Below are 20,861 nucleotides of genomic sequence, written 5' to 3' on the forward strand. Positions count from 1 at the left end.
ATTGGAACGCAACGACTACGGACAGTTATGAATAAGCGACTTGCTAAGATATATAAACCAGGAATTGTGAAGTTTTCGCTGAATATTTGGCCGCCATTCTGGGGGGCTGGTATTAAAATCTTACATATTTCTGAAGACTTTCGAACGGTGAAAGTTCGTTTGAAACTGCGCTGGTGGAATAAAAACGCCAATCGAACTCAGTATGGAGGAAGTATTTTCTCTCTCACTGACCCAATTTACTCTTTGATGTTGATGGGCATTCTTCGCGAGGAATACTACGTCTGGGATAAAGAGGCGAGTATTAACTTCATTAAGCCCGGGCAGAGTGATTTGTTTGCGGAGTTTGAGGTGACAGATGGCATGCTAGATGACATCTATCAAATGACTCGTAATGGTGAGAAGTGCTTCCCTGAATTCATTACTCACGTAAAAGACAAAGAGGGCAATGTTGTTTCGGAAGTGCAGCGCAAATTGTACGTGAGGAAGAAACCTCAGTACCGAGAAGAAGAAATTGCGACAGAAATCTCTTAGTACCTGTTTAGATACAAAAAGACCTCCACGAAGGAGGTCTTTTTTATGAATGCTTCTTTAGCCTTCAAGCTCAGCTAGGCACATCTCTTCGTAGACTTGCTTAACCCAGTTTTCTACGCGCTCGTCAGTCAGTTCTGGTTGACGGTCTTCGTCGATACACAAACCAACGAATTGGCTGTCATCACCTTCTACTAGAGCTTTAGATGCTTCGAACTCGTAACTTTCAGTCGAAGTGTGGCCTAGGATAGTACCGCCTTTCGCTTCAACGATGTCACGTACCGTGCCCATTGCGTCACAGAAGTACTCTGCGTAATCTTCTTGGTCACCACAACCGAAAATAGCAACTAGCTTCGTAGAGAAATCGATTTGCTCAAGTTCTGGGAAGAAATCATCCCAATCACATTGCGCTTCACCGTAGTACCAAGTCGGGATACCTAGAAGTAGAAGATCAAAGTTATCAATGTCTTCTCTGCTGCTTTTTGCGATGTCTTGAACGTGAACTAGTTGTTTACCTAGTTGCTTTTGAATCATCTTTGCAACGGCTTCAGTATTACCTGTGTCGCTACCGAAGAAGATACCTACACTTGCCATAGAGTCTATACCTTTACATTGTTTGTTACTGGCGATGGGGGAGCAGAGCTTAACCTAGCCCTGTGCCTTCCCAACTGAGCTGAATCAGACCTTTGGCGATGAAACCAGCACAGCCAAGGAAAAGAACCAACCACACAATACGACGACCAAAAACAGGTACATTGCCTTGCTTTAGTACATCTTTTATCGCCATCCCAATGAAGAAGAAGATAGCAGCAAAAAGAAGATCGAGCCCGATCGACTCGAGCATGTCCATATAGTCGTATAGCATTGTCGTCCTTCATGCCAAAAATTCTTGGGCGCACTATACCACTGTTAAACGGTAAAGTTAATGCACTACGAGAAGGGTTATTTCAATAATCTGGCATTGTTTTTCGAATTTGTTAACTCGAAATATATTTCCTGATCACACGCATAACTTCTGCCGGTTTCTCGGCATGTAACCAGTGTCCGGTGTTGGCAATAATGTGTGCTTTTGCGTTGTTAAACTGGCGTTTAACCGCAGGTTGATGCTCAGGCATCAGATAGTCGGAATCACCGCCTTTAACAAACAACGTAGGAATGTCGGTTGGTGCAATTTCTTGCCAGCCAATGATGTCGTCGTAGTTGTTGAGCAAACTTGCAACGTTAAAGCGCCAGTCCATTTGGTCACCATTTTTGTACAACGATTTCGACAGGAATTGTCTAACGCCATCGATTTCAATATGTTGAGCAAGAATATCCATCGTTTGCTGGCGATTGGCCGGTTTTTCTTTGATTACCGCTTGCAGGCCGTTAAACACGTTATCGTGACGGTTTGTTTGGTAAGACACTGGCGCCATATCGAGTACGATTAGTCGTTTAACAAACTCTGGCGCAACATCCGCCAATTTCATCGCAACTTTTCCGCCCATTGAGTGACCGATGACAAGTGCTGGCTCGATATTCAAATAACGAAGTAAATCAGCAACATCTTGCGCCATTACTTCATAGTTGTGTGTTTCTGAATGGAAAGAAAGGCCATGATTTCGTAGATCAATGCTGATCACACAGTGATCTTGGACGAGGTCGCGAGCCAGTAAACCTAGATTACTGAAACTGCCAAACAATCCATGAATCAAAACAACCGTTTGGCCGTGCCCTTCCTGCTTATAGTTGAGTAATGCTGACATTTTATCTTATTCGTGATGGGTTTAACGTGGAGTATCCGCGAGGATCTCGTTATAATCCCCCAGAGTTTAAACATTGAGAATGTGAAAAGCGAATGAAAACAATTGAGGTTGATGAGGATCTATACCGTTACATTGCGGGTCAAACCAAGCATATCGGTGAAAGTGCCTCGGATATTTTACGACGCCTTTTGAACCTTGATGGCCAGTTGCAGGAAGCAGTTGTTGCACCTGTAGTAGAACAGCCACAAGGGATTGTAGTAAGTAAAGATGCTGGCAAAGCAGAATCAGTAGATACCGTAAAAGAGATGCGTTCTCTACTTATCTCTGACGAGTTTGCTGGTCTTAAGAAAGCGATTGATCGCTTCATGTTGGTACTATCAACCTTACACAAACTGAATCCAGAGAGTTTCTCTCAAGCAACAAAAGTGAAAGGGCGCAAACGCGTTTACTTTGCTGATAACGAAGAGACTCTGCTAGCAAATGGTAACACTACCAAACCTAAAGCAATTCCTGGCACGCCATTTTGGGTAATCACCAACAACAATACCAGTCGTAAGCGACAGATGGTGGAGCAGGTGATGGCTCACATGGAATTCCAGCCTGACTTAATAGAGAAAGTAACAGGTTCAATCTAAGAAACCTGATAGAAGCCTCATAATGTGTAGCGTTTAGCAGATATTATGAGGCTTTTTTGATTTTATTTGTTTTTAAAGAAAGGATGTCAAACATGGCTATGCACCCTCGTGCTGGGCAAAAAGCGCAGCAGGAAGATCTTTACAACATCCCAGCACTCGTTGCTAACTACTTCTTACTTCAACCAGACGCAGCAAACGCAGAACATAAGGTTCAATTTGGTACTTCTGGCCACCGCGGTACTGCAGACAAGCACACTTTTAACGAAAACCACATTTTAGCGATCGCTCAAGCGGTAGCAGAAGTTCGTGCTGAGCAAGGTACAACAGGTCCATTGTTCGTTGGTAAAGACACGCACGCACTATCAGAACCAGCATTTTCAAGTGTGATTGAAGTATTGATTGCAAATGGCGTGAAAGTGATTGTTCAACAAGACAACGGCTACACACCAACACCGGGTATTTCACACGCGATTCTGACTCACAACATCAAGCATGATGACAAAGCAGACGGTATCGTAATTACCCCATCGCATAACCCACCGCAAGACGGCGGCATCAAATACAACCCGACTCACGGTGGTCCAGCAGAGGCTGAACTGACTCAAGCAATCGAAGATCGTGCAAACGCGCTGATTGCTGAAGGTTTGCAAGGTGTTAAACGCCTACCACTGGCAGAAGCGAAAGCATCGGATCTGTTTGTAGAGATGGACTTGGTGAAGCCATACATCGATGACCTAGTGAATGTTATCGATATGGAAGCAATCCAAAAAGCAAACCTGAAGATTGGTGTCGATCCATTGGGTGGCAGTGGCATTGATTACTGGCGTCAAATTGGTCAGGCATACGACCTAGACCTAACGCTAGTAAGTGAAGCGATTGATCCTTCTTTCCAATTCATGTCTCTAGATAAAGACGGCGTTGTACGTATGGACTGTTCTTCTCCTTACGCAATGGCGGGTCTATTGGCGTTGAAAGATGAATACGACTTAGCCTTTGGTAACGACCCTGACTACGATCGCCACGGTATCGTTACGCCGAAAGGTCTGATGAACCCGAACCACTTCTTAGCGGTTTGTATCGATTACCTATACCGTCACCGTGAAGCGTGGGGTAAAGACGTAGCTGTTGGTAAAACGCTAGTTTCAAGTGCTTTGATTGACCGTGTTGTAGCGGATTTAGGTCGTGAGTTATGTGAAGTACCAGTCGGCTTTAAATGGTTTGTTGAGGGTCTGTACACTGGTAAGTTTGGCTTCGGCGGCGAAGAAAGTGCAGGTGCGTCTTTCCTTCGTAAAGATGGTACGCCTTGGTCAACAGACAAAGACGGCATCCTGCTATGTCTTCTAGCAGCAGAGATCACTGCGGTAACGGGTAAGAACCCTCAAGATTACTATGAAGAGCTAGCAGCGAAGCACGGTGAATCTAAGTACAACCGCATTCAAGCTGTTGCTAATGGCCCACAAAAAGACGTACTGAAGAAGTTGTCACCAGAAATGGTAGCGGCAGAAACTCTGGCTGGTGATGCAATTACAGCTCGTCTAACGCACGCACCAGGTAATGGTGCTGCAATTGGTGGCCTTAAAGTAACGACAGCGAATGGTTGGTTTGCAGCTCGCCCATCAGGTACCGAAGACATCTACAAAATCTACTGTGAAAGCTTCAAAGGTGAAGAGCACCTAAAACAAATCGAAGCTGAAGCACAAGAAATCGTTAATCAAGTGTTTGCAGCCGCTGGTTTGTAATTCAAACGATTAAGATTTTAAAAGGGTCGACATTGCGTCGGCCCTTTTTATTTGTGAAGAGGGAACGCTGCGCTTCGAGAGTCGGGAGCGCTTCGCTTTGGGAATTGAGAGGTGCTCATTGAGAGTATAGTGAAAAGGTATTTTGATTAAGAAGGTGTTGACGGAACTTGTTCCTCGAAAAACAAAATAAAATCGTTTCCCGTTTCCCGTTTCCCGTTTCCCGTTTCCCGTTTCCCGTTTCCCGTTTCCCGTTTTAGTTCGGCCAAGTATCCGGTACAACAAACCAAAATTGACCGCTCTTTGTTTGAGCGTGAACAAACCTATCGGATGGTTTATCGATAGGCTCTAAGAACTGCTCATTGCCTATTGCCCAAAGTGGTTTAGAGAGGGCGTAAAGTGGCTCTTCAATTTGCTCCCATTGGCTTTGATAGCACCAGTAACCGGATATTTGGCTTGGGTCTAGTTCGTAACCTAAACAGCTTGTCGGGATAGGTTCTGCTGAAAAAGGGTTAACGTAAAGACGTCCCTGCATTAGAAGGTGCTCACTCGGTATATTGTCTAACGGCAACTGTTGGTGGAACTCTTCTCTTTGACTCATTTTTAGTTGGTGGGTGAGCATGCGGTCGAGTTTCTTGTGCAGTTGGTCGTGAGCATTCGGCCCATACCAAATACCCTCATGCAGTAAGTAGAACTTGATGGCCACTTCCCAATGCTCGTGTTGTTTGGTTTCCTGATTCTTGAGGATCAAATCAACGGCGCCAATCGTGCGGCCAGTCGTGTCATTGAGTTGAATCTCTTCAGCAACCAATTCATATCGAGGCGAGCAAGTCAGCAGCTTGGTGCAAAGGTGTTGGTAAAGGAAGCCAAGTCGTGGATTACCAGCGTAGTCTTCGTTGTCTGATAGAGGAGATGCCAGAAGATCTTCTACAGTGGCAAATGGCGTTTGAAGTTTAAAAAGTGGCGGGGTGCAAGCAATCCATTGATAGAAACGTTGTAGAGAATTCATCCATTATCCTTGTTGTCACTGGCATAGTCTTCCTATTGTATCGAAATTTATTTGAGTTGGGGATGTCACAACTGGCATCTAGATTGCGGTTCGATATACACTTTGCTCAAGCCACAAGTATTGGAAGTAAAAATGAATAACTTACAGCTGGAAAAGATCCTTAACCAGAAACTGTCGCCGCAACTTATCAAAGATTACGCGCCAAATGGTATGCAAGTAGAAGGCAAATCAGAAATCAAACGCATTGTGACTGGAGTTACAGCCTCACAGGCATTGATCGACAAAGCCATCGAGTTAAAGGCAGATGCACTGCTTGTTCACCACGGTTACTTTTGGAAAGGAGAGCCTGAGCCAATTCGTGGTATGAAAGGAAAGCGCATCCGTAGCTTGATTAAAAATGATATCAATCTATATGGTTACCACTTACCGTTAGACATTCATCCTGAGCTAGGTAATAACGCAGAACTTGCTCGCTTCCTAGATATTGAAGTGAAAGGCGGCTTGGAAGGGCACCCACAATCGGTAGCGATGTTTGGGCGCTTGAAACAGGCAATGACAGGCGCTGACTTCGCACACAAAATCAATCAAGTCCTAAACCGTGAACCTTTGCATATTGCGCCTGACAATGCAGACAAAATGATTGAGACTGTTGGCTGGTGTACCGGCGGTGGTCAGGATTTTATTGAGCTTGCTGCTCAGCATGGATTAGATGCATTTATTTCGGGCGAGATCTCAGAACGTACGACTTACACGGCTCGTGAATTGGATATCCATTACTTCTCTGCAGGTCATCACGCAACCGAACGTTACGGCATTAAAGCGCTAGGGGAATGGTTAGCGCAAGAGCATGGTTTAGACGTTACGTTTATTGATATTGATAACCCAGTATAGAAGGGAAGGGTTTTGTCCTTTGAGATGCGAAAGTGTTACGCAATTATCTCTCGCATCTCGAAGCGAAGCGTTCCACAGAGCGTAGCTCGTTCTCATCTCTTAAAAATAGAAAGGGTTGACGCTTTCACGCCAACCCTTATTTTATTCGATTCTCGATTCTCGATTCTCGATTCTCGATTCTAATCGTTACTCACGCTCGTGCAATGGAGAGAACTCACGCTGAGTTTCACCAGTGTATAGCTGACGAGGACGACCGATTCGGTTTAGTGGGTCGCTGTGCATTTCGTTCCAGTGAGCGATCCAACCGATAGTACGAGAAATCGCGAAGATTACCGTAAACATCGATACAGGAATACCGATTGCTTTTAGGATGATGCCAGAGTAGAAGTCTACGTTCGGGTAAAGCTTCTTAGACACGAAGTATTCGTCAGAAAGAGCAATGCGCTCAAGTTCCATTGCTACGTCTAGTAGTGGATCTTGGATGTTCAGCTCTTTAAGAACTTCGTGACATGTTTCACGCATTACTGTCGCACGTGGATCGTAGTTCTTGTAAACGCGGTGACCGAAGCCCATCAGACGGAATGGGTCATCTTTGTCTTTTGCACGCTCAACATACTCAGGAATGTTGTCTACGCTGCCGATCTCTTCAAGCATCTTCAGACACGCTTCGTTTGCACCACCGTGTGCAGGACCCCATAGAGAAGCAATACCAGCGGCAATACACGCGAATGGGTTCGCGCCAGAAGAACCAGATAGACGAACTGTCGACGTTGAAGCGTTTTGTTCGTGGTCTGCGTGAAGTGTGAAGATTTTATCCATCGCACGCGCAACAACAGGGTTTACTTCGTATTCTTCACATGGGTTTGCATACATCATGTGCAGGAAGTTTTCCGCGTAGTTTAGGTCGTTACGAGGGTAAATAAACGGCTGGCCGATTGAGTACTTGTAACACATCGCTGCCAGCGTTGGCATTTTAGACAGTAGACGGTACGCCGCAATTTCACGGTGCTCGTCGTTGTTGATATCTAGTGAATCGTGGTAGAAGGCCGCCAGTGCGCCAACTACGCCACACATTACTGCCATTGGGTGAGCGTCGCGACGGAAGCCATGGAAGAAGCTTGCGATCTGCTCGTGCACCATAGTATGGCGAGTAACAGTTGTTTTAAATTGCTCGTATTGCTCACGGGTAGGGGCTTCGCCATAAAGCAGGATGTAACATACTTCTAAGTAATCTGCGTTATTGGCTAATTGATCAATCGGGTAACCGCGGTGCAAAAGAATACCTTTGCCGCCATCGATGTATGTAATTGATGATTCACAAGATGCAGTGGCAAGAAAACCTGGGTCAAAAGTAAAGTAACCATTGGCTCCCAGTTTACGAACATCAATCACAGGTGTACCTAGCGTACCGTCCATAATTGGCAGTTCGATCGGCGCATGACCTTCAACATGAAGGGTAGCTTTCTTATCCGCCATAACAATCTCCTTTGTTTATTATTTAATCCGTCCAGGATGTTTATGTGCCATTTTTGTACTGTTGTTAAAGCTTAAAGTCAATTTTTCTCCAGTTTTGTGTGCACTTGTTATGATTTTTCTCATGAAAATCGTTAAAAATCTGTTCTATGTAGCATAATTTGTTACATCAATTGTATTAGAATGTTGCTGGCCGTATATTGGCACAGAAAATTTTAGTGAAATCCTTATAAAATACGGGGCTGGAAACAAAAGTGAGGTTTGTCTACGGACTCCGTTTGTTAACAAAGTGTTTACAATTATCTCCGAGCTTATTACGAGTATTTGTTAACCAAATGTTAACTTTTGTACGTTTGGAAGCTGAAATTGGTTATAACAATAAATGCTCAATGGAGCTGAGTGAGCAAGCCCGTGAAAGAAAGAAAGTCAAGACCTGTTAATTTAGATTTACAGACCATCCGCTTTCCTATCACAGCAATCGCGTCCATCCTACACCGTGTGTCGGGTGTGATTACGTTTGTTGCGGTGGGTATATTACTTTGGTTACTGTCTATTTCTCTGTCATCCCCGATGGGTTTTATGGAAGCCGCTGACATCGTCGATAGCTTCTTCGTGAAATTCATTCTGTGGGGAATTTTAACTGCACTTGCCTACCACATTGCTGGTGGTGTTCGTCATTTGTTGATGGACTTAGGTCACTTTGAAGAACTCGAGTCAGGCGCAATGAGCGCTAAAGTCTCGTTTGGTGCTACTGCAGTGTTATCACTATTGGCGGGGATCTTGGTATGGTAAAACACGTTTCTTCATTTGGTCGTAACGGTGTCCACGATTTCTTACTGATTCGTGCGTCAGCGATCATTATGACTCTATACACGATTTATCTGGTGAGCTTCTGTGCTTTCTCAGATATCTCTTACGCATCTTGGACCCAATTCTTTGGTGGTACATTCACTAAAGTCTTCACCATGTTGGCACTTGTTTCGATTCTGATTCACGCGTGGATCGGTCTGTGGCAAGTATTAACGGATTACATTAAGTGCGCGAAACTTCGTGGCGCACTGCAACTTGGTGTTATTGCCGTGCTATTCGGCTATGTCTTCTCTGGTCTATTTATTCTGTGGGGTGCGTAAGTGTCTATTCCAGTTCGTGAGTTTGATGCCGTAGTAATCGGCGCTGGTGGTGCAGGTATGCGCGCTGCACTACAAATTTCGGAGCAAGGCCTATCTTGTGCTTTGCTATCAAAAGTATTCCCAACTCGTTCTCATACTGTATCCGCGCAAGGCGGTATTACGGTTGCGCTTGGTAACTCGCACAATGACGATTGGCAGTGGCATATGTACGACACAGTAAAAGGTTCTGATTACATTGGTGACCAGAATGCTATCGAGTACATGTGTAAGAATGGCCCTGAGTCGGTTATCGAGCTAGAAAAAATGGGTCTACCATTCTCTCGTTTCGATAACGGTTCTATCTACCAACGTCCATTTGGTGGCCAATCGAAAGAATTTGGTGGTGAGCAAGCGGCTCGTACTGCTGCTGCGGCAGACCGTACTGGTCACGCTCTTCTTCATACGCTTTACCAACAAAACGTTAAACACAAAACAACCATCTTCTCTGAGTGGTACGCACTAGACTTGGTTAAAAACCAAGATGGCGCGATCATGGGTTGTACTGCTATCTGTATGGAAACGGGCGAGATTTGTTACTTCAAATCGAAAGCAACTATCCTAGCAACAGGTGGCGCAGGTCGTATTTACGCCTCTACAACGAACGCTCACATCAATACTGGTGACGGTGTTGGTATGGCGCTGCGTGCTGGCGTTCCAATGCAAGACATGGAAATGTGGCAGTTCCACCCAACGGGTATCGCTGGCGCAGGTGTTCTTGTTACTGAAGGTTGTCGTGGTGAAGGTGGTTACCTTCTAAATAAAGACGGCGAGCGCTTCATGGAGCGTTACGCACCAAACGCGAAAGACCTTGCTGGCCGTGACGTAGTAGCGCGTTCAATGATGATTGAAATCCGTGAAGGTCGTGGTTGTGACGGCCCTTGGGGTCCGCACATCAAGCTGAAACTGGATCATCTAGGTAAAGACGTTCTTGAATCTCGTCTACCAGGTATCTGTGAGCTTTCACGCACATTCGCGCATGTGGATCCAGTGAAAGAGCCAATTCCAGTAATCCCAACCTGTCACTACATGATGGGCGGTGTTCCAACACAAGTTTCAGGTCAAGCAATCAAGCAGACTGCTGACGGCAATGACGTTGAAGTTCAAGGTCTATACGCATGTGGTGAAATTGCTTCGGTATCAGTACACGGCGCAAACCGTCTGGGTGGTAACTCACTGCTCGACCTTGTGGTATTTGGTCGCGCGACAGGTCTACACCTTGGCGAAACATTGGCTGCTCAAGCTGAAGCTCGCCCAGCAACTGAATCTGACATTGAAGCTTCTCTAGCGCGTACTATGCGTTGGGAAAACAGCACTGGTGGTGAAGACCCAGTTCAAATCCGTAAAGATCTGCAATCTTGCATGCAAAACAGCTTCTCGGTATTCCGTGAAGGTGATGCAATGGCAACAGGTCTAGAAGAGCTGAAAGTGATCCGTGAGCGTCTGCAAAACGCACACCTTGCTGATAAGTCTTCTGAATTCAACACGCAACGTATCGAGTGTCTAGAGCTAGACAACTTGATGGAAACTGCATTCTCTACAGCTGTAGCGGCGAACTACCGTACAGAAAGCCGTGGTGCACATGCTCGTTTCGACTTCCCAGAGCGTGATGATGAAAACTGGTTATGCCACTCTATCTACAACCCGGAAACAGAAGCGATGACAAAGCGTGATGTAAACATGACGCCAGTTCACCGTGACGCTTTCCCACCGAAAGTACGTACATACTAAGAGGAGGAAATGACTATGAAACTGAACTTCTCTTTATACCGTTACAACCCGGATGTAGACACAAAACCTTACATGAAGGATTACACCCTTGAGGTGGAAGAAGGCTCAGACATGATGGTTCTGGATGCATTGATTCTGCTGAAAGAGCAAGATCCTAGCATCTCATTCCGTCGCTCATGTCGTGAAGGTGTTTGTGGCTCTGATGGCCTGAACATGAATGGTAAAAACGGTCTAGCGTGTATTACACCGCTTTCAGCACTGCAGGGTGACAAGATTGTCATCCGACCATTACCAGGTCTACCAGTAGTACGCGATCTTATCGTTGACATGACGCAGTTCTACGATAACTATGCGAAAGTTAAGCCTTTCTTGATTGATGATGGTGCTCTACCACCTTCACGCGAGAACTTACAATCGCCAGATGAGCGTGCGCATTTAGATGGATTGTATGAATGTATCATGTGTGCATGTTGTACAACTTCTTGTCCATCATTCTGGTGGAACCCAGATAAATTTATCGGTCCTGCAGGTCTTTTGGCGGCTTACCGTTGGCTAATTGATAGCCGAGATACAGCGACTGATGAACGTTTGTCCGATCTTGATGATGCATTTAGCGTTTTTCGTTGCCATGGCATCATGAATTGTGTAAGTGTTTGTCCTAAGGGACTAAATCCTACGAAAGCCATCGGTCACATCAAGTCGATGCTGGTGAATCGTTCGATTTAATTAATAACAAAAATTGCCGCTCTACTTGGAGCGGCTCTTAATAGCTCGGCGCAGACCGAAGCAAACGTGAAAACTACTGGTTAAGGGAAAATATGCACAACGGCGTGATGAAGGCATGGCTCGAGTCTTCACACTTGGCTGGCGCCAATGCAACGTATGTAGAGGACCTCTACGAACTGTATCTAAGTGATCCCGATTTGGTAAGTGAGGAGTGGAAACGCGTATTTGATGAGTTGCCTAAGAACTCAGAAGAAGTGGCTGAACAGCCGCACTCGCGTGTCCGTGACTACTTCCGACGACTCGCTCAAGAAACAAAGCATTACAGTGTCCAAGTTAGTGATCCAGATGTCGACGCTAAGCAAGTAAAAGTTCTACAGCTTATCAACGCATACCGCTTCCGCGGTCATGAAGCTGCCGAACTCGATCCTCTAGGTCTATGGCAACGTCCACCTGTGGCGGAGCTAGACCCCGCATTCCACAATCTCACCGAAGATGACTTCGCAGAAACTTTCAACGTAGGTTCTTTTGCCATTGGCCAAGAGACGATGCAGTTGAAAGATATCTACTCAGCACTGAAGAAGACTTACTGTGGTTCTATCGGTGCAGAATATATGCACATGACAGACACAGAGCAAAAGCGTTGGATCCAACAACGTTTAGAGTCTGTCGTTGGTCAGCCATCTTTCGATAAAGACGAAAAACGTACATTCCTTGAGGAGCTAACGGCTGCTGAAGGTCTTGAGCGTTACTTGGGTGCAAAATTCCCTGGTGCGAAGCGTTTCTCGCTTGAGGGTGGTGATGCACTGATTCCGATGACAAAAGAGCTGATCCGTCATGCTGGTACAAGCGGCATGCGTGAAGTGGTTATCGGTATGGCTCACCGTGGACGTTTGAACATGCTTGTTAACGTTCTTGGTAAGAAGCCACAAGATTTGTTTGATGAGTTTGCGGGTAAGCATGATGAAACATGGGGTACGGGCGATGTTAAGTACCACCAAGGTTTCTCTGCAGACTTTGCAACGCCGGGTGGTGATGTTCACCTAGCGCTAGCCTTCAACCCATCTCACCTTGAGATTGTAAACCCAGTAGTTATTGGTTCAGTTCGTGCTCGTCAAGATCGCTTAGGTGACTTTGATGGCAGCCGCGTACTACCTATCACTATCCACGGTGACTCCGCAATCGCAGGTCAGGGTGTGGTAGCAGAGACGTTCAACATGTCTCTTGCACGTGGTTTCTGCGTTGGCGGTACAGTTCGTATTGTTGTGAACAACCAAGTTGGTTTCACGACTTCGAACCCTCGCGATACACGTTCGACCATGTACTGTACTGACATCGCGAAGATGGTACAGGCACCAATTTTCCACGTTAACGCTGACGATCCAGAAGCGGTTGCTTTCGTAACGCGCATTGCACTGGATTACCGTAACGAGTTTAAACGCGATGTTGTGATTGATTTGGTTTGTTACCGTCGTCATGGTCACAACGAAGCGGATGAGCCGAATGCAACTCAGCCGTTGATGTACCAAAAAATCAAGAAACACCCAACGCCTCGTAAACTCTACGCTGATGTTCTGATCGACAAAAACGAATCAGATATCGAAGTGGCGACTCAGTTAGTTAACGAGTACCGCGACGCGCTAGACAAAGGCGAAGTCGTGGTTAAAGAGTGGCGCCCAATGGCTCTACACTCTGTTGACTGGTCACCGTACCTCGGCCATGACTGGGATGTTTCTTGGGATAGCACATTCGATTCAACTCGCTTGAAAGAGTTGGGTCAGCGCCTAATCCAATACCCAGATAGTCATAAGCTACAAAGCCGTGTAAACAAGCTATACAACGATCGTTCGGCAATGATCAGCGGTGAGAAGCCTCTCGATTGGGGTATGGCTGAAACGTTGGCGTACGCAACTCTAGTTGATGATGGCAAGCGTATCCGTATCTCTGGTCAGGACTCTGGGCGTGGTACTTTCTTCCACCGTCACTCAGTTCTGCATAACCAGAACGACGCAAGCACCTACATTCCGTTGGCGAATATTCATGACAAACAAGGTCCATTCCAAGTCTTTGACTCAGTGTTGTCAGAAGAAGCTGTATTGGCGTTTGAATATGGTTACGCAACAGCAGAACCAAGCGGTTTGACCATTTGGGAAGCACAGTTCGGTGACTTCGCGAACGGTGCACAAGTGGTGATTGACCAATTCATTTCATCGGGTGAGCAAAAGTGGGCTCGTCTATGTGGTCTAACTATGTTATTGCCACACGGTTACGAAGGTCAGGGCCCTGAGCACTCATCTGCGCGTTTAGAGCGTTACCTACAATTATGTGCTGAACAAAACATGCAGGTTGTAGTGCCATCTACACCAGCACAGGTTTACCACATGATCCGTCGTCAGGTGGTGCGTCCTATGCGTCGTCCACTGATTGTTATGTCACCTAAGTCGCTACTGCGTCATCCACTTTGTACATCGTCATTGGAAGAGCTTTCTGAAGGCACATTCCAACCAGCGATTCCAGAGATCGATAATCTGGATCCAAGCAAAGTGAAACGTGTTGTGTTCTGTTCAGGTAAGGTTTATTTCGACCTTCTAGAACAGCGTCGCAACAACGAACAAGATGATGTTGCTATTGTGCGTATCGAGCAGCTTTACCCATTCCCAATGGATGAAGTTCAGGCCGCTATCGCGCAATACACGAATGTTGAAGATTTCGTGTGGTGTCAGGAAGAGCCTCAAAACCAGGGTGCTTGGTACTGTAGCCAACACAACTTCCGTGCTGCTATTCCAGCAGGCGCAGATCTTAAATACGCAGGTCGCCCAGCTTCTGCTTCGCCAGCAGTAGGCTACATGTCGGTGCACTTGAAACAACAAAAAGCGTTGGTTGAAGACGCTCTGAACGTGAACTCAAAAACTTCGAATTAAGAACTAGAAGTTAAAGGAAGAAACAGATATGACAATTGAAATTCTGGTTCCAGATTTACCTGAATCAGTTGCTGACGCAACCGTAGCGACATGGCACAAACAACCAGGCGACGTAGTCGAGCGTGATGAAGTTCTGGTTGATATCGAAACCGATAAAGTTGTGCTTGAAGTACCGGCTCCGGAAGCGGGCGTTTTAGAAGCCATTATTGAAGAAGAAGGTGCAACAGTACTTTCTAAGCAGTTGATCGCGAAGCTTAAGCCAGGCGCAGTAGCAGGCGAACCAACAACAGATTCAACAGAAGACAAAGAAGCGTCTCCTGATAAGCGTCATAAAGCAACGCTAACAGAAGAAAGCAACGATGCGCTAAGCCCAGCAGTTCGTCGTCTTCTTGCTGAGCACGGTCTTGAAGCTAGCCAAGTGAAAGGCTCTGGTGTTGGCGGTCGTATTACTCGCGAAGACATTGAAGCACATCTTGCAAACGCAAAAGCGGCACCGAAAGCAGAAGCTCCAGCAGCCGTTGAAGCGCCTGCAGCGGCTCGTAGCCAAAAGCGTGTACCAATGACGCGTCTGCGCAAGACAGTAGCAAACCGTCTTCTAGAAGCGAAGAACAACACGGCAATGCTAACCACGTTTAACGAAGTGAACATGAAGCCAATCATGGACCTTCGTAAGCAATACAAAGACCAGTTCGAAGAGCGTCACGGTACTCGTCTTGGCTTCATGTCTTTCTACGTGAAAGCAGTAACTGAAGCACTAAAACGTTACCCAGAAGTGAATGCATCTATCGATGGTGATGACATCGTTTACCACAACTACTTTGACATCAGCATGGCGGTTTCTACGCCACGTGGTCTAGTGACGCCAGTTCTAAAAGACTGCGACACACTAGGTTTTGCTGACATCGAAAAAGGCATCAAAGAGCTAGCAATCAAAGGCCGTGACGGCAAGCTAACGGTTGATGAGTTGATGGGCGGTAACTTCACTATCACTAATGGTGGTGTATTTGGTTCATTGATGTCTACGCCAATCATCAACCCACCACAATCGGCAATCTTGGGCATGCACAAAATCCAAGAGCGTCCAATGGCGGTTGACGGCAAAGTAGAAATCTTACCAATGATGTACCTAGCACTATCTTACGACCACCGTTTGATCGATGGCCGTGAGTCAGTGGGTTTCCTAGTAACCATTAAAGAGCTACTAGAAGATCCAGCGCGTCTGCTATTAGACGTTTAATATCGCTAAAACGTCGAGTTGTCCTTGATAGCTCGACGTCTACAGCATCCGAGGCTAGACTGGCTCAGCGTCTGGCCTTCATTTGAACTGCCCCCGATATAAACTTATAAGCAGTTGATTTGAGAAGACCCTACAGACGTACCGCATCGATGCGGCGTTATGGAAATAATAAATCCCTTAAGGGATAAACAAACGGAATATCAAAATGAATTTGCACGAATACCAAGCCAAACAGCTGTTTGCAGAATTCGGTTTGCCTGTACCGGAAGGCTACGCATGTGATACGCCACAAGAAGCTTTCGAAGCAGCAGGTCGCATCACTACTGAAAAGAAAGTTGTAAAATGTCAGGTTCACGCTGGTGGCCGCGGTAAAGCGGGCGGCGTTGAGCTACACGATACAAAAGATGGCGTAAAAGAATTCGCACAAAAATGGCTAGGTAAGAACTTGGTGACTTACCAAACAGACGCAAATGGTCAGCCTGTTACTAAAATCCTTGTAGAAGAAGCATCTAACATCGCTAACGAACTTTACCTTGGTGCGGTTGTTGACCGTGCAACTCGTAAGATCGTTTTCATGGCTTCGACTGAAGGTGGTGTGGAAATCGAAAAAGTTGCGGAAGAAACGCCGGAGCTAATTCACAAAGCAGCAATCGATCCACTAGTAGGCCCTCAGGCTTACCAAGGTCGCGAGCTAGCGTTCAAACTTGGTCTTGAAGGTGACCAAATCAAACAATTTGTTAAGATCTTCATGGGTCTTGGCACTATGTTCTCTCAGTACGACCTAGCGCTACTAGAGATCAACCCACTGGTTATTACTGGCGAAGGCAACCTGCTATGTCTTGACGGTAAGATCAACATCGACTCAAACGCGCTATACCGTCAGCCGAAGCTTCGTGAAATGCACGATCCTTCACAAGAAGACGAGCGTGAAGCGCACGCAGCTCAGTGGGAATTGAACTACGTGGCACTGGATGGCAACGTTGGCTGTATGGTTAACGGTGCGGGTCTAGCTATGGGTACAATGGACATCGTAAACCTACACGGTGGTAAGCCTGCTAACTTCCTAGACGTAGGTGGCGGCGCAACAAAAGAACGTGTAGCAGAAGCATTCAAAATCATCCTATCTGATGACAACGTGAAAGCGGTTCTAGTAAACATCTTTGGCGGTATCGTTCGTTGTGACATGATCGCAGAAGGCATCATCGGTGCAGTGAAAGAAGTTGGTGTAACGGTACCTGTTGTTGTTCGTCTAGAAGGTACTAACGCTGACCTAGGTCGCGAAGTTCTTGCTAATTCTGATGTTGATATCATTGCTGCTGAGTCGCTAACAGATGCTGCTCAGAAAGTTGTTGCTGCTGCGGAGGCTAAATAATGTCTGTACTAATTAACAAAGACACTAAAGTAATCTGTCAGGGCTTCACTGGTGGTCAAGGTACTTTCCACTCAGAGCAGGCAATTGCTTACGGTACACAAATGGTTGGTGGTGTATCTCCGGGTAAAGGTGGTCAAACTCACCTTGGTCTTCCTGTATTCAACACGGTACGTGAAGCGGTAGAAGTGACTGGCGCTACGGCAACAGTTATCTACGTTCCGGCACCATTCTGTAAAGATGCAATCCTAGAAGCGATCGACGCGGGTATCGAGCTTATCGTAACGATCACTGAAGGCATCCCAACGACAGATATGATCGACGTAAAAGTGAAGCTAGAAGAAACTGGCGTTCGCATGATCGGCCCTAACTGTCCGGGTGTTATCACTCCTGATGAGTGTAAGATCGGTATCATGCCTGGTCACATCCACAAGAAAGGTAAAGTGGGTATCGTTTCTCGCTCAGGTACACTAACGTACGAAGCGGTTAAGCAAACGACTGATGAGGGCTTTGGCCAGTCAACGTGTGTTGGTATCGGTGGTGACCCAATCCCAGGTTCAAACTTCATCGACATCCTGAAGCTTTTCCAAGAAGACCCTGAAACAGAAGCAATCGTAATGATTGGTGAGATCGGTGGTACTGCGGAAGAAGAAGCAGCAGCTTACATCAAAGAAAACGTAACGAAGCCAGTGGTTTCTTACATTGCGGGTGTTACTGCTCCTCCTGGTAAGCGTATGGGTCACGCAGGTGCAATCATCTCTGGTGGTAAAGGTACTGCAGAAGACAAATTTGCAGCACTAGAAGCAGCTGGCGTTAAGACTGTGAAATCTCTAGCTGAGATTGGTAAAGGTCTACGTGAAGTGACTGGTTGGTAATTAACCAAGCCACACTATAAGTATTAAAAAGCCTGCGATTTTCGCAGGCTTTTCTTTTTCTGTCCCAGCTTTTTTATCTTGCTTTGATTTTTGTCTCAAGCATGTGGTGGGTTGTATTAAACGCTAGGGCTATGCTTTGCGGCTAATAAGTTGGCTAAGCATGAATAAGAATGTGGCACTGATTACGACAGAGGGACCCGCTGGAGTATCGAAATGCCAAGACAGGCTCAGTCCCATCAACACCGCGATAGAACCAATGATCGATGCAAACAGCGCCATCTGCTCTGGTGAAGAAGAGACTTTACGAGCCGTTGCCGCAGGAATAATCAGTAGTGAAGTCATGATCAGCGCACCCACAAACTTCATCCCGACAGCGATCACTACACCAACCATAAGCATCAGAACTAGACGTACTAAATCGGTATTCACACCTTCCACAGCAGCAAGCTCTTCACTCACGGTACTAGACAGTAGTGGACGCCAGAAAAGATATAAGCATGCACTAACTGCGAGTACACCAGCGTAGATGAACATCAGATCTTGAGGTGATACCGCCAATAGGTCACCAAATAAATAGCTCATTAGATCGACGCGAACATTGTCTAAGAAGCTGACAGAGACCAAACCAATCGACAAAGCACTGTGAGCCAAAATGCCCAGCAATGTATCCGTCGCGACAAGCTGTTGCTTTTGAAGTGTCACTAGCAGTACCGCTAATGCAAGACAGCAAACGAGCAGAGCAAGATATAGGTTGATGTCTAGTAGAAAGCCAAGCGCCAGCCCCATTAAAGACGCGTGCGCGAGTGTGTCACCAAAGTAAGCCATTTTGCGCCACACCACGAATGAGCCAAGTGGACCTGCGATAAGTGCGATACCAATGCCGGCCAATATTGAAGGCAGTAAAAACTCAATCATGATGGTGATGTCCGTGAGCGTGGTTTGAGCAAGAGATAGCGTCGCCAGTGACTGGTGAGCCAGCTAAATCGTGATGGTGGTGTTCGTGGTCATGGTGGTAAAACGCTAGAGACTCACGGGTAGCATTGCCAAATAGAGCAATGTAAGAAGGATGCTGAGTAATGGTTGCTGGCGAGCCTGAACAGCACACGTGGTGATGCAAACAAATCACATCATCGGTCTTAGCCATGACTAAATGTAGGTCGTGTGAAACCATAAACACACCACAATCAAAGCGATGGCGGATGCTTTCAATCAGGTCATATAAGTCTATTTGGCCTTGAACATCGACACCTTGAGCGGGTTCATCCAAAACGAGAAGTTCTGGGCGTTGAAGGAGTGCTCGTGCTAGAAGTACACGCTGATTTTCACCACCAGATAGACGGTGCATGTTACTTGCGATCAGGTGCTCAGCGCCGACAAGGCGCAACGCATCAAGGCACTCTTGCTTGCTATATTTACCTGCGAGGTTTAAAAAGCGAATCACGTTCAACGGGAGAGAGTCGTTGAGTTTCAGTTTTTGAGGGACATAGCCAATTTTCAGCTTACGCTGTTTGGTTAATGTACCGCTGGTCGGCTTCTGGAGACCTAGAATAACCTTAACTAACGTCGATTTTCCCGCTCCATTGGGACCAATTAGGGTGGTGATCTTGCCCTTTTCTAATTCCATAGTGACATTGTCGAGAACTCTACGTTCGTCAAACTCGACGCACAGTTGCTCAAGACGGACTAGTGAAGACATGAATGAAACTCATTTGCAAAGTGATAATGTTATAATGTAACATTATCTCACTTTCCACGCCATACCCCAAGTAAAACTATGAAAAGAGCTATAATTCTTGCTGCTACAGCAATGTTAACCTTACCTGCTCACGCAGTCACTGTGTTAACCAGTATTAAACCGATTCAAATGATCGCAACCGAGCTAACGGAAGGTGTAACGAAACCAGACGTTCTGCTTCAAAACAACGCTTCGCCTCATGACTACGCTCTGCGTCCATCTGATGTAAAGAAAGTCGCAGCGGCGGATCTTGTCATTTGGTACGGGCATGACCTCGAATCGTTTCTAGAGAAAGTCGTGACGGACAAAGGTAACACGTTAACGATTAGTGAAATTCCAGATTTGTCATTACGCAAGTTTGGTAGTGAACATGCTCATGACCACGATGGACATCACCATGGTACTCACGATCCTCACTTTTGGCTAGGTATTGAAACCGTTCAACAAGTTGCGAATGCTATTGCTCACAAGTTGGCTGAAATCGACCCTGAACACGCTGCAACTTATGCGGAAAACTTAAACAAGTTTGAAGTCCAGTTGAAAGCGACAGACGCAGAAATTAAACAGCAACTTACACCAGTGAAAGACAAAGGTTACTTTGTATTCCACGATGCCTACGGTTATTTTGAAGAGCGCTACGATCTAAATCAAATGGGTCACTTTACCGTCTCTCCTGATCGAAAACCTGGTGCGAAAACGCTGATTCATATTCGTAAAACACTTGGCACTGGTGATGTTGCCTGTGTGTTCTCAGAGCCTCAATTTACTCCGGCTGTGATTGAGAGTGTTATGCGCGGTAGTGACGTAAACACGGGTACTCTTGATCCGTTAGGTAGTGATATTGACGTAAAGTCAGGCAGTTACTTTGAATTTCTTCAAGGTATGTCGAATAGCTTTAGTCAGTGTTTGAGCGAAAAGTAACAATTGTGATGTGCTTCTTGCATCAGATCTGTTTTTAACGTGATCTAGCAGTAAGAATTGCAACCCTTAGGCGCAGTGAGTCTTTCCTATCAAAGGATTTGAGATATCATTATCAATAATTAGCGGCTCGAAATAACCACACACACTCAGCCATTGAAAGCCTGAG

General features: G+C 46.0%; 20 protein-coding genes. 13 read left to right on the forward strand and 7 right to left on the reverse strand.

The window, feature by feature from the left end:
- Window positions 1-27 precede the first annotated feature (27 nt).
- Complete coding sequence (locus A8140_RS04530) at window positions 28-531, forward strand: DUF4442 domain-containing protein (protein ID WP_005535187.1); 504 nt, start codon at window positions 28-30, stop codon at window positions 529-531.
- Window positions 532-588: 57 nt separating this feature from the next.
- On the opposite strand, the gene fldA is transcribed toward A8140_RS04530, so the two are convergent.
- The 3 genes from fldA to A8140_RS04545 form a co-directional block, all read right to left on the reverse strand.
- Window positions 589-1,122: a flavodoxin FldA gene (fldA, locus tag A8140_RS04535; RefSeq protein WP_005535185.1), complete on the reverse strand. Its 534-nt coding sequence runs from the start codon at window positions 1,120-1,122 to the stop codon at window positions 589-591.
- Between the two features lie 49 nt (window positions 1,123-1,171).
- Window positions 1,172-1,393 carry a DUF2788 domain-containing protein gene (locus A8140_RS04540; RefSeq protein WP_005446406.1) on the reverse strand — a complete coding sequence of 74 codons (222 nt, stop codon included), beginning with the start codon at window positions 1,391-1,393 and terminating at the stop codon, window positions 1,172-1,174.
- A 112-nt stretch (window positions 1,394-1,505) separates the two neighbouring features.
- On the reverse strand, window positions 1,506-2,273 hold the full coding sequence (locus tag A8140_RS04545; protein WP_005535183.1) for an alpha/beta fold hydrolase: 768 nt from the start codon (window positions 2,271-2,273) through the stop codon (window positions 1,506-1,508).
- A gap of 92 nt (window positions 2,274-2,365) precedes the next feature.
- On the opposite strand from A8140_RS04545, the gene seqA reads away from it, so the two are divergent.
- On the forward strand, window positions 2,366-2,908 hold the full coding sequence (seqA, locus tag A8140_RS04550; protein ID WP_005535181.1) for a replication initiation negative regulator SeqA: 543 nt from the start codon (window positions 2,366-2,368) through the stop codon (window positions 2,906-2,908).
- A gap of 92 nt (window positions 2,909-3,000) precedes the next feature.
- Window positions 3,001-4,647: a phosphoglucomutase (alpha-D-glucose-1,6-bisphosphate-dependent) gene (gene pgm, locus A8140_RS04555; RefSeq protein WP_005535179.1), complete on the forward strand. Its 1,647-nt coding sequence runs from the start codon at window positions 3,001-3,003 to the stop codon at window positions 4,645-4,647.
- A 253-nt stretch (window positions 4,648-4,900) separates the two neighbouring features.
- Here pgm and A8140_RS04560 read toward each other — a convergent pair whose 3' ends face one another.
- Window positions 4,901-5,653 (reverse strand): DUF1853 family protein, encoded by a 753-nt coding sequence (locus A8140_RS04560; RefSeq protein ID WP_005535177.1) that lies wholly within the window; start codon window positions 5,651-5,653, stop codon window positions 4,901-4,903.
- A 132-nt stretch (window positions 5,654-5,785) separates the two neighbouring features.
- On the opposite strand from A8140_RS04560, the gene A8140_RS04565 reads away from it, so the two are divergent.
- Complete coding sequence (locus A8140_RS04565) at window positions 5,786-6,544, forward strand: Nif3-like dinuclear metal center hexameric protein (RefSeq protein ID WP_005535175.1); 759 nt, start codon at window positions 5,786-5,788, stop codon at window positions 6,542-6,544.
- A gap of 186 nt (window positions 6,545-6,730) precedes the next feature.
- Here the strand turns inward: A8140_RS04565 and A8140_RS04570 are convergent, their stop codons facing one another.
- Complete coding sequence (locus tag A8140_RS04570) at window positions 6,731-8,020, reverse strand: citrate synthase (RefSeq protein WP_005426685.1); 1,290 nt, start codon at window positions 8,018-8,020, stop codon at window positions 6,731-6,733.
- A gap of 396 nt (window positions 8,021-8,416) precedes the next feature.
- Here A8140_RS04570 and sdhC point away from each other — a divergent pair, with 396 nt between their 5' ends.
- The 8 genes from sdhC (at window position 8,417) to sucD (ending at window position 18,039) form a co-directional block, all read left to right on the forward strand.
- Window positions 8,417-8,809, forward strand: coding sequence for a succinate dehydrogenase cytochrome b556 subunit (sdhC, locus tag A8140_RS04575; protein ID WP_005534233.1), 393 nt, complete (start codon window positions 8,417-8,419; stop codon window positions 8,807-8,809).
- Window positions 8,803-9,147, forward strand: coding sequence for a succinate dehydrogenase, hydrophobic membrane anchor protein (sdhD, locus tag A8140_RS04580; RefSeq protein ID WP_005426689.1), 345 nt, complete (start codon window positions 8,803-8,805; stop codon window positions 9,145-9,147). The genes sdhC and sdhD overlap by 7 nt, the downstream gene beginning before the upstream one ends.
- Complete coding sequence (gene sdhA / locus A8140_RS04585; protein ID WP_005534230.1) at window positions 9,148-10,914, forward strand: succinate dehydrogenase flavoprotein subunit; 1,767 nt, start codon at window positions 9,148-9,150, stop codon at window positions 10,912-10,914.
- Window positions 10,915-10,929: 15 nt separating this feature from the next.
- A complete protein-coding gene (locus A8140_RS04590) occupies window positions 10,930-11,640 on the forward strand; it encodes a succinate dehydrogenase iron-sulfur subunit (protein ID WP_005426697.1) in 711 nt (236 codons plus the stop codon).
- Between the two features lie 92 nt (window positions 11,641-11,732).
- The gene (gene sucA / locus A8140_RS04595) at window positions 11,733-14,558 is read left to right on the forward strand and encodes a 2-oxoglutarate dehydrogenase E1 component (RefSeq protein WP_005426698.1); all 2,826 of its coding nucleotides are present in this window, start codon (window positions 11,733-11,735) and stop codon (window positions 14,556-14,558) included.
- A 28-nt stretch (window positions 14,559-14,586) separates the two neighbouring features.
- Window positions 14,587-15,795 (forward strand): 2-oxoglutarate dehydrogenase complex dihydrolipoyllysine-residue succinyltransferase, encoded by a 1,209-nt coding sequence (odhB, locus tag A8140_RS04600; protein ID WP_005426699.1) that lies wholly within the window; start codon window positions 14,587-14,589, stop codon window positions 15,793-15,795.
- A 205-nt stretch (window positions 15,796-16,000) separates the two neighbouring features.
- Window positions 16,001-17,167, forward strand: a complete 1,167-nt coding sequence (sucC, locus tag A8140_RS04605; protein WP_005426700.1) for an ADP-forming succinate--CoA ligase subunit beta — start codon at window positions 16,001-16,003, stop codon at window positions 17,165-17,167.
- On the forward strand, window positions 17,167-18,039 hold the full coding sequence (sucD, locus tag A8140_RS04610) for a succinate--CoA ligase subunit alpha (RefSeq protein WP_005436989.1): 873 nt from the start codon (window positions 17,167-17,169) through the stop codon (window positions 18,037-18,039). The genes sucC and sucD overlap by 1 nt, the downstream gene beginning before the upstream one ends.
- A 129-nt stretch (window positions 18,040-18,168) precedes the next feature.
- On the opposite strand, the gene znuB is transcribed toward sucD, so the two are convergent.
- Both znuB and znuC read right to left on the reverse strand, forming a co-directional pair.
- Window positions 18,169-18,954, reverse strand: a complete 786-nt coding sequence (gene znuB / locus A8140_RS04615; protein WP_005534223.1) for a zinc ABC transporter permease subunit ZnuB — start codon at window positions 18,952-18,954, stop codon at window positions 18,169-18,171.
- On the reverse strand, window positions 18,947-19,735 hold the full coding sequence (gene znuC, locus A8140_RS04620) for a zinc ABC transporter ATP-binding protein ZnuC (protein WP_005534221.1): 789 nt from the start codon (window positions 19,733-19,735) through the stop codon (window positions 18,947-18,949). Before znuC ends, znuB begins: the two co-directional genes overlap by 8 nt.
- A 78-nt stretch (window positions 19,736-19,813) precedes the next feature.
- Here znuC and znuA point away from each other — a divergent pair, with 78 nt between their 5' ends.
- A complete protein-coding gene (gene znuA / locus A8140_RS04625; RefSeq protein WP_005534219.1) occupies window positions 19,814-20,695 on the forward strand; it encodes a zinc ABC transporter substrate-binding protein ZnuA in 882 nt (293 codons plus the stop codon).
- The last annotated feature ends 166 nt before the right edge of the window (window positions 20,696-20,861 follow it).

It is taken from the genome of Vibrio campbellii CAIM 519 = NBRC 15631 = ATCC 25920 (assembly GCF_002163755.1).
Lineage (GTDB): Bacteria > Pseudomonadota > Gammaproteobacteria > Enterobacterales > Vibrionaceae > Vibrio > Vibrio campbellii.

Coding starts and splice junctions, on each gene's coding strand:
- pgm (WP_005535179.1), top strand. CDS start 3,001: ATGGCTATGCACCCTCGTGCTGGGCAAAAAGCGCAGCAGGAAGATCTT.
- A8140_RS04565 (WP_005535175.1), top strand. CDS start 5,786: ATGAATAACTTACAGCTGGAAAAGATCCTTAACCAGAAACTGTCGCCG.
- A8140_RS04545 (WP_005535183.1), bottom strand. CDS start 2,273: ATGTCAGCATTACTCAACTATAAGCAGGAAGGGCACGGCCAAACGGTT.
- znuB (WP_005534223.1), bottom strand. CDS start 18,954: ATGATTGAGTTTTTACTGCCTTCAATATTGGCCGGCATTGGTATCGCA.
- sucA (WP_005426698.1), top strand. CDS start 11,733: ATGCACAACGGCGTGATGAAGGCATGGCTCGAGTCTTCACACTTGGCT.
- znuC (WP_005534221.1), bottom strand. CDS start 19,735: ATGTCTTCACTAGTCCGTCTTGAGCAACTGTGCGTCGAGTTTGACGAA.
- odhB (WP_005426699.1), top strand. CDS start 14,587: ATGACAATTGAAATTCTGGTTCCAGATTTACCTGAATCAGTTGCTGAC.
- A8140_RS04540 (WP_005446406.1), bottom strand. CDS start 1,393: ATGCTATACGACTATATGGACATGCTCGAGTCGATCGGGCTCGATCTT.
- A8140_RS04560 (WP_005535177.1), bottom strand. CDS start 5,653: ATGAATTCTCTACAACGTTTCTATCAATGGATTGCTTGCACCCCGCCA.
- A8140_RS04590 (WP_005426697.1), top strand. CDS start 10,930: ATGAAACTGAACTTCTCTTTATACCGTTACAACCCGGATGTAGACACA.
- sucC (WP_005426700.1), top strand. CDS start 16,001: ATGAATTTGCACGAATACCAAGCCAAACAGCTGTTTGCAGAATTCGGT.
- fldA (WP_005535185.1), bottom strand. CDS start 1,122: ATGGCAAGTGTAGGTATCTTCTTCGGTAGCGACACAGGTAATACTGAA.
- A8140_RS04570 (WP_005426685.1), bottom strand. CDS start 8,020: ATGGCGGATAAGAAAGCTACCCTTCATGTTGAAGGTCATGCGCCGATC.
- sucD (WP_005436989.1), top strand. CDS start 17,167: ATGTCTGTACTAATTAACAAAGACACTAAAGTAATCTGTCAGGGCTTC.
- znuA (WP_005534219.1), top strand. CDS start 19,814: ATGAAAAGAGCTATAATTCTTGCTGCTACAGCAATGTTAACCTTACCT.
- seqA (WP_005535181.1), top strand. CDS start 2,366: ATGAAAACAATTGAGGTTGATGAGGATCTATACCGTTACATTGCGGGT.
- sdhD (WP_005426689.1), top strand. CDS start 8,803: ATGGTAAAACACGTTTCTTCATTTGGTCGTAACGGTGTCCACGATTTC.
- A8140_RS04530 (WP_005535187.1), top strand. CDS start 28: ATGAATAAGCGACTTGCTAAGATATATAAACCAGGAATTGTGAAGTTT.